Here is a 7,106-nt window from a genome sequence, read left to right as displayed (position 1 = left end):
CGCCGATCACAGTGATTTTCACATCTGTGAACCACTGACGGTGACCAGCTTGCTTACGGTAGTGTTTACGACGACGAAACTTAACGATTTTAATTTTCTCGCCACGACCGTGAGCAACAACTTCTGCTTTGATCACACCGCCTGAAACCAGTGGCGCGCCGATTTTCACGTCTTCGCCATTTGCGATCATCAGAACCTGGTCAAACTCAATGGTTTCACCGGTTGCGATGTCCAGCTTTTCCAAGCGAACGGTCTGACCTTCGCTTACTCGGTGTTGTTTACCACCACTTTGGAAAACCGCGTACATATAAAACTCCGCTTCTGCGCGTGCCTTTCTTGTTGATCAGGCGGCGCGATAAATATTCACAATAGGGCGCGAATTCTACGCAATACTCCAGCAGAAGACAAGAGCACTTTGCACTCTCTTGCAGAAAAAAAGCGCAAGGCGAATGCAAACGTTTCGCAACCCGTTTTTTCAAGTACAATCAGTAACAGATTACCTGAACTCACGCTGTGTAAAGCGCTTACCATGCAAAAAACGAGTAAAGCTGAAAAGACGAATGAACTTAGAACAGATTAACGAATTAACCGCGCAGGACATGGCGGCCGTCAACCAGACCATCCTCGAACAGCTGAATTCAGAAGTCTCACTGATTAACCAGTTAGGCTATTACATCATCAGCGGCGGGGGAAAACGCATCCGTCCGATGATCGCTGTGCTTTCAGCACGAGCACTGAATTATCAGGGAACGTTGCATATTACCAATGCGGCGCTGATCGAATTTATCCATACGGCGACGCTGCTGCACGATGATGTGGTGGATGAATCCGATATGCGCCGTGGCAAAGCCACCGCCAATGCGGCATTCGGCAATGCAGCCAGCGTGTTGGTCGGCGATTTCATTTACACCCGCTCATTCCAGATGATGACCAGCATGGGATCCTTGAAGATCCTTGCGTTAATGTCGGAAGCGGTGAATGTGATCGCCGAGGGTGAAGTGTTGCAATTAATGAACTGCAACGATCCCGACATCACCGAAGAGAGCTACATGCGGGTGATTTACAGTAAAACCGCCCGCTTGTTCGAAGCGGCTTCTCAAGCCTCGGCGATCCTGGCCGATGCCACGCCCGCGCAGGAAAAAGCCTTACAGGATTATGGGCGCTATCTTGGCACCGCTTTCCAGTTAATTGACGATTTGCTGGATTACAGCGCAGATGGCGAAACGCTGGGTAAAAACACCGGCGATGACCTGAGCGAAGGCAAGCCAACGTTGCCATTGCTGCATGCGATGCATAACGGCACGCCTGAGCAAGCGCAGATGATTCGTAAAGCCATCGAAGAAGGCAATGGCCGCCATCTGTTGGAACCCGTTCTGGCTGCAATGCAGCAAACCGGTTCGCTGGAATGGACGCGCAAACGCGCTGAAGAAGAGGCGGATAAAGCCATCGCTGCATTACAAGTGTTGCCAGAAAGCCCGTGGCGCAGTGCGCTTGAAGCGCTGGCGCATATGTCAGTACAACGCGACTTCTAATCTTTTAAGGGGCCAGCTCTGGCCCCTTTTCTGCTTCACTCTTCTCCCCTTTCTCTTACATCCATTGCATCGCTTTTGCGAAAAGCGACGCACTTTCGTGCACTTGCCAAACAATAACTGGAAACTTATGGGAATCATTTGCTATAAAAACGCAGGTTTTTTCCAGATATCTCTGCGACGGGAAAATTATTCTGCAGAGATGAAGCAGTAACACGGACACGGAGAGAAAAGTTATGTACCCAAGGAAAGAGGATTGGCATCCGGCAGATATCATTGCTGCGCTGCGCAAGAAAGGCACGTCGCTGGCGGCATTGTCACGTGACTCAGGATTGAGTTCGTCAACGCTGGCGAATGCGCTCTCAAGGCCTTGGCCGAAAGGTGAGTGGCTGATTGCTAATGCGATCAAAGTCCATCCGTCAGAGATCTGGCCAAGCCGCTACTTTGATCCTGTCACCAGTCGATTACTGGATCGCAAGAAACGCATACGATCGCCAAAGGATCGCAAAGAGATCTAGCAATATGCAGACGAAAAAAAACCAGCCGCGTTGCCGTGACTGGTTTTTTAATGCTCAAAGCCGAGATTACTCGCCGCTTACGCGCTCGATATTCGCACCCATCGCTTTCAATTTATCTTCGATGTGCTCATAGCCGCGATCGATGTGATAGATACGATCAACCAACGTAGTGCCTTCGGCTATACAACCCGCCAGCACCAAACTCGCTGATGCACGCAAATCGGTAGCCATCACCTGCGCACCCGACAGCGTTTCAACACCGTGGCAAATCGCAGTGTTGCTCTCGATTTCCGCATGTCCACCCATACGAATCAGTTCAGGGATATGCATGAAGCGGTTTTCAAAGATGGTTTCGGTGATAACACCCGTACCTTCCGCCACCATGTTCAGCAAGGTGAACTGTGCTTGCATGTCAGTTGGGAAGCCCGGATGTGGCGCAGTGCGGACGTTAACCGCTTTTGGCCGCTTGCCGTGCATGTCGAGGCTGATCCAGTCTTCACCGGTTTCGATTTCAGCACCGGCATCACGCAGTTTAGCCAGCACCGCATCCAGCGTATCGGGTTGTGCTTTATGGCAAACCACTTTGCCACGAGAGATTGCAGCCGCTACCAGGAAAGTCCCGGTTTCGATGCGATCTGGCAACACGCGATATACGCCGCCGCCCAGACGCTCAACACCTTCAATGGTGATTTTGTCGGTGCCCGCGCCGCTGATTTTTGCACCCAGCGTGTTGAGGAAGTTTGCCGTATCGACAATTTCCGGCTCACGCGCCGCATTTTCAATAATGGTGGTGCCGGTCGCCAGCGTGGCGGCACTCATGATGGTCACAGTGGCGCCAACGCTCACTTTGTCCATCACAATGTGGGCGCCTTTCAGGCGACCATTGACCGACGCCTTAACGTAGCCTTCTTCCAGTTTGATTTCCGCACCCAGCTGTTCCAGGCCAGTAATGTGCAGATCGACTGGACGCGCACCGATGGCGCAACCGCCCGGCAGCGATACCTGGCCCTGACCAAAACGTGCCACTAATGGACCGAGCGCCCAAATTGAAGCACGCATGGTTTTCACCAGATCGTAAGGCGCACTGAAAACATTAACTTCGCGAGCATCAACGTGGACCGAACCATTGCGCTCGACGCGCGCACCCAGCAGATTTAGCAGCTTCATGGTGGTATCGATATCACGCAGCTTCGGCACGTTCTGAATCTCTACCGGCTCTTCAGCCAGCAGGGCAGCAAACAGAATCGGTAACGCAGCATTCTTCGCCCCGGAAATGGTCACTTCACCACTTAAACGAGTGGGGCCTTGCACACGAAATTTGTCCATTAACACGGCTCTCAATTATCTATCAACAAAACAACCAGTGAAGCACTTAGAAACCGTTGAGTTTACGGTCGCGCGCCCACTCGGCTGGGGTATAAGTTTTGATGGAAACCGCATGAATACGGTTATCCGCGATGTATTCCATCAGCGGCGCATACACAGCCTGCTGCTTCTTCACGCGACTCAGTTCGCCGAACATTTCACCCACCGCGATGACCTGAAAATGACTGCCATCGTTGCTGAGTACGTGTACTTCTTCTAATGCCAGCGCCTGCATCAGCACGGCTTGAACTTCACTATTTTCCATCGCTCGTTGCTTCACTTAATAATAATAAGGCTGCCATCTTAGAGGAAAGCGCCTGACTCTTAAATACGCAAAAGCCCCTGGAAAAATCAGGGGCTTAGCATCGACAACCGTAGATCAGGCGATTTTTTCCGCAGAAACAATAATCTGCTGTAAGTTGTACAGCGTAATTAATGACTGGAGTTTATCGGAGATCCCGGTGAAAAGCGGTGCGCTACCTTGTGCGCGCGCGATTTCTCGCAAATGTACCAGCAGCGCCAAACCAGATGAATCCACCCTTTCCAGCGCCGCGACATCAATGGTGTTGATGTCCACCATCGCGGTATCACGCTCGTGCCACAAGGTCAGCAAGGTATCACGATCTAATTTGCCGCTTAACGCCAGCGTGCTGGCAGTGCGCTGCCAGCGTAACGGTTCGCTCATTATTGCTTTTTATCCAGGGTGATCGGCTGAGCAGCATAGGTTTTCAACTGCGCGGTCAGGCCATCAATGCCTTTAGTACGCAACAAGTCACCCCACTCATTCTGTTTGGTGGTGATCATGCTGATCCCTTCGGCCACCATGTCATACGCCTGCCAGTTGCCAGTTTGGCTGTTCTTACGCCATTGGAAATCAAGGCGCACCGGCGGGCGACCGTTAGGATCAACGATAGTGACGCGAATCGCCACGATATTGGCATCACCCAGCGGCTGCTCTGGCTGAATCTGGTAAGTCTGACCATTGTACAGCGCCAGCGCCTGACCATAAGCCTGCGCCAGATAATCACCGAAAGCCGCAAAGTACGCTTCACGCTGTGCCGGTGTGGCATCGCGGTAGTAGCGGCCCAGCACTAACGCACCAGCGTATTTCACCTGCACATACGGCATTAACTCCTGACGCACGATTTCGCGCAGATAGTTCGGATCTTGTTTGATCTTCGGCTGTTCATTCTTCAGACGCGTGAAGGTTTTCGCCGCCGCTTCGTCCATCTGCTTATATGGATTGCTCTGGTCAGCTGCAGCGTTGGCAGCCAGCGGTACGATTGCCAACATGGCAACCATCAGTAAACGTTTAAACATCATGTTTTACCTCGTAAGTTATTCCGTTGTTGCAGGTGCTGCGGGTGCAGGCGCGCTCTCTGCACCTTGAGATTTATCGTCGTTTTTATTATCGCCGCTCTTATAGAGGAATTGGCCGATCAAGTCTTCCAGCACCAACGCCGATTTGGTATCGCGGATGGTGCCGCCATCTTTCAGCATCGCCGAGCCTAATTCGGGATCGTCAAAACCTAAGTTGAGCGCCAGGAACTGCTCGCCGAGCAGGCCTTGGGTGCGGATGGCCAGTGAACTGGTATCCGGAATTTTGTTGGCGTAATCCTCGCTGATATCCATGGTGATGCGGGGCGACAAGGTTTTCTCGTCCAGCGAGATGTCGGCTACGCGTCCTACCAATACACCACCGATTTTAACCGGGGAACTGACTTTCAAACCGCCGATGTTATCGAAGGTGGCATAGAGCTTCCAGGTGGGTTGCGTACCAAATGATTTGAGGTCGGCAACGCGCAGCGCGAGGAACAACAACGCCAGCAGTGCCGCCAGCATGAAGACGCCAACCCAGATTTCGTTTTTCTTGCTTTGCATTGCATCAATTCCCAAACATCAGTGCTGTCAGCACAAAATCCAAACCGAGTACCGCCAGTGAAGCATGCACCACGGTACGCGTCGTCGCCCGACTGATTCCCTCAGAGGTCGGGATGGCATCATAGCCATTAAACAGCGCAATCCAGGTTACCGTGACGGCAAAGACCGCGCTTTTGATAATGCAGTTAACGACATCAGAACGGAAATCGACCGCATTCTGCATCGCCGACCAGAAGAAACCAGGGTCGATTCCTTTCCAGCTCACACCAACCAGCGCGCCACCCGCCACACCGACGGCGGTGAAGATCAGCGCCAGCAACGGCATGCTAATGAAACCGGCCCAGAAACGTGGCGAAACCACGCGACGCAGCGGATCAACCGCCATCATCTCCATGCTGGAGAGCTGTTCAGTGGCTTTCATCAGGCCAATTTCAGCAGTCAGCGCCGAACCGGCACGACCCGCAAACAACAATGCCGTGACTACTGGACCCAGTTCACGCAGCAGCGACAGCGCCACCAACATGCCAAGGCTGGTTTCCGCATTGTAGGTGGTTAATACCAGATAGCCCTGTAAACCCAGCACCATGCCGATGAACAGGCCGGAAACCACGATGATCAACAGCGACAACACGCCCACGCTGTACAGCTGTTTTACCAGCAGCGGGGCATGGCGACGAAACGCCGGTTTGCCCACCAGCGCATGAAATAGCATGAGGCCTGCGCGGCCAAAAGCGGCACAAGTGTTAATTCCCTGACGTCCTAATGACGCCAGCGCCCGTAACAACATCAGCTTACGTTCTCCCTGCGCGGGTTAAGTCGCTGAGGTAATCCCCAGCGGCAAAACGGAACGGAACTGGGCCGTCCGCATGACCCTCGATAAACTGGCGCACACGCGGATCGGGATTTTCCCGCAGTTCCGGTGCACTGCCCTGAGCAATAATTTTTTGTCCGGCAACAATATAGGCATGATCGGCAATGCTCAATACCTCTGGCACATCGTGTGAAACCACAATGCAGGTTAGGCCCAAGGCATGGTTGAGTTCATCAATTAACTTTACCAACACGCCCATGGTGATCGGGTCCTGGCCGACAAACGGCTCATCAAACATGATCAGCTCTGGTTCAAGCGCAATAGCACGTGCCAGTGCAGCACGGCGCGCCATCCCGCCAGAGAGTTCAGCCGGCATCAGTTTAGCCGCGCCGCGCAAACCAACCGCTTCCAGCTTCATTAATACCGTGCTGTGCAGTAATTCTGGCGGCAACTGCGTATGCTCACGTAACGGCCAGGCAACGTTCTCGTAGACGTTAAGGTCAGTGAAAAGTGCCCCTGACTGGAACAACATGCTCATCTTTTTGCGCACTTCATACAATTTAGTGCGGGAAAGCGTCGGGATATTGTGTTCGCGGAACCAAATCTCGCCTTTGTCAGGCTGCAATTGCCCGCCAATCAGACGCAAGAGCGTGGTTTTACCAATGCCAGACGGTCCCATAATCGCGGTCACTTTACCGGCAGGCACGGTTAACGAGATGTCGTCGAAGATGGTACGATCTCCGCGCGTGAAACTGACGCCACGAACCTCAACCAGATTCGTTTGCTGCTGGATCATCTTTACCTCTTTATGCGGGTCGGGCGTTTTCAAAGCGATGGATGTTAGCCTGTTAGCCCCAAATGCACGATAGTTTTACAGAAACTTACCCACTTGGTGTGGCGAAAACGGCCTTAAAATTTACTTTTGCCTCTCAGACAGTCAAAATCAGCGCCTGTTACCGCGTGCAGACTGTATTTCGCTGTCGGACAAGGTTCGCCGACACA

General features: G+C 52.6%; 10 protein-coding genes. 2 read left to right on the top strand and 8 right to left on the bottom strand.

All coding sequences use genetic code 11. From position 1 onward, the window contains the following. The coding region (rplU, locus tag ABDW13_RS19780; RefSeq protein ID WP_343554246.1) for a 50S ribosomal protein L21 at window positions 1–307 on the bottom strand (307 nt) is incomplete at its 3' end. 253 nt (window positions 308–560) lie between these two features. Here rplU and ispB point away from each other — a divergent pair. Together ispB and ABDW13_RS19770 are read left to right on the top strand one after the other, a co-directional pair. Then, the gene (ispB, locus tag ABDW13_RS19775) at window positions 561–1,532 is read left to right on the top strand and encodes an octaprenyl diphosphate synthase (protein ID WP_343554245.1); all 972 of its coding nucleotides are present in this window, start codon (window positions 561–563) and stop codon (window positions 1,530–1,532) included. Between the two features lie 233 nt (window positions 1,533–1,765). Then, window positions 1,766–2,047: a helix-turn-helix transcriptional regulator gene (locus ABDW13_RS19770; RefSeq protein ID WP_343554244.1), complete on the top strand. Its 282-nt coding sequence runs from the start codon at window positions 1,766–1,768 to the stop codon at window positions 2,045–2,047. Window positions 2,048–2,113: 66 nt separating this feature from the next. Here the strand turns inward: ABDW13_RS19770 and murA are convergent, their stop codons facing one another. The 7 genes from murA to mlaF all read right to left on the bottom strand — a co-directional run bounded on the left by murA (window position 2,114) and on the right by mlaF (window position 6,900). Then, the gene (gene murA, locus ABDW13_RS19765) at window positions 2,114–3,373 is read right to left on the bottom strand and encodes a UDP-N-acetylglucosamine 1-carboxyvinyltransferase (protein ID WP_343554243.1); all 1,260 of its coding nucleotides are present in this window, start codon (window positions 3,371–3,373) and stop codon (window positions 2,114–2,116) included. 46 nt (window positions 3,374–3,419) lie between these two features. After that, complete coding sequence (gene ibaG, locus ABDW13_RS19760) at window positions 3,420–3,677, bottom strand: BolA family iron metabolism protein IbaG (RefSeq protein WP_008104351.1); 258 nt, start codon at window positions 3,675–3,677, stop codon at window positions 3,420–3,422. A gap of 114 nt (window positions 3,678–3,791) precedes the next feature. Further along, a complete protein-coding gene (mlaB, locus tag ABDW13_RS19755) occupies window positions 3,792–4,097 on the bottom strand; it encodes a lipid asymmetry maintenance protein MlaB (protein WP_343554242.1) in 306 nt (101 codons plus the stop codon). Beyond that, window positions 4,097–4,732, bottom strand: coding sequence for a phospholipid-binding protein MlaC (gene mlaC, locus ABDW13_RS19750; RefSeq protein WP_343554247.1), 636 nt, complete (start codon window positions 4,730–4,732; stop codon window positions 4,097–4,099). The genes mlaB and mlaC overlap by 1 nt, the downstream gene beginning before the upstream one ends. Window positions 4,733–4,750: 18 nt before the next feature. Continuing rightward, complete coding sequence (gene mlaD / locus ABDW13_RS19745) at window positions 4,751–5,293, bottom strand: outer membrane lipid asymmetry maintenance protein MlaD (RefSeq protein ID WP_343554241.1); 543 nt, start codon at window positions 5,291–5,293, stop codon at window positions 4,751–4,753. 4 nt (window positions 5,294–5,297) lie between these two features. Beyond that, a complete protein-coding gene (mlaE, locus tag ABDW13_RS19740; protein WP_343554240.1) occupies window positions 5,298–6,080 on the bottom strand; it encodes a lipid asymmetry maintenance ABC transporter permease subunit MlaE in 783 nt (260 codons plus the stop codon). A 4-nt stretch (window positions 6,081–6,084) separates the two neighbouring features. Beyond that, window positions 6,085–6,900, bottom strand: coding sequence for a phospholipid ABC transporter ATP-binding protein MlaF (gene mlaF / locus ABDW13_RS19735; protein WP_343554239.1), 816 nt, complete (start codon window positions 6,898–6,900; stop codon window positions 6,085–6,087). Window positions 6,901–7,106: the final 206 nt, after the last annotated feature.

The organism is Pantoea sp. (genome assembly GCF_039594315.1).
GTDB lineage: Bacteria > Pseudomonadota > Gammaproteobacteria > Enterobacterales > Enterobacteriaceae > Pantoea.
Note: the sequence above shows the minus strand (reverse complement) of the source record. Positions and strands in the feature narration are given on the sequence as shown.

Bases quoted from the DNA above. Each gene is read 5' to 3' on its own strand.
- ABDW13_RS19770 (WP_343554244.1), top strand. From the start codon at position 1,766: ATGTACCCAAGGAAAGAGGATTGGCATCCGGCAGATATCATTGCTGCG.
- mlaB (WP_343554242.1), bottom strand. From the start codon at position 4,097: ATGAGCGAACCGTTACGCTGGCAGCGCACTGCCAGCACGCTGGCGTTA.
- ispB (WP_343554245.1), top strand. From the start codon at position 561: ATGAACTTAGAACAGATTAACGAATTAACCGCGCAGGACATGGCGGCC.
- murA (WP_343554243.1), bottom strand. From the start codon at position 3,373: ATGGACAAATTTCGTGTGCAAGGCCCCACTCGTTTAAGTGGTGAAGTG.
- mlaE (WP_343554240.1), bottom strand. From the start codon at position 6,080: ATGTTGTTACGGGCGCTGGCGTCATTAGGACGTCAGGGAATTAACACT.
- mlaD (WP_343554241.1), bottom strand. From the start codon at position 5,293: ATGCAAAGCAAGAAAAACGAAATCTGGGTTGGCGTCTTCATGCTGGCG.
- mlaC (WP_343554247.1), bottom strand. From the start codon at position 4,732: ATGTTTAAACGTTTACTGATGGTTGCCATGTTGGCAATCGTACCGCTG.
- mlaF (WP_343554239.1), bottom strand. From the start codon at position 6,900: ATGATCCAGCAGCAAACGAATCTGGTTGAGGTTCGTGGCGTCAGTTTC.
- ibaG (WP_008104351.1), bottom strand. From the start codon at position 3,677: ATGGAAAATAGTGAAGTTCAAGCCGTGCTGATGCAGGCGCTGGCATTA.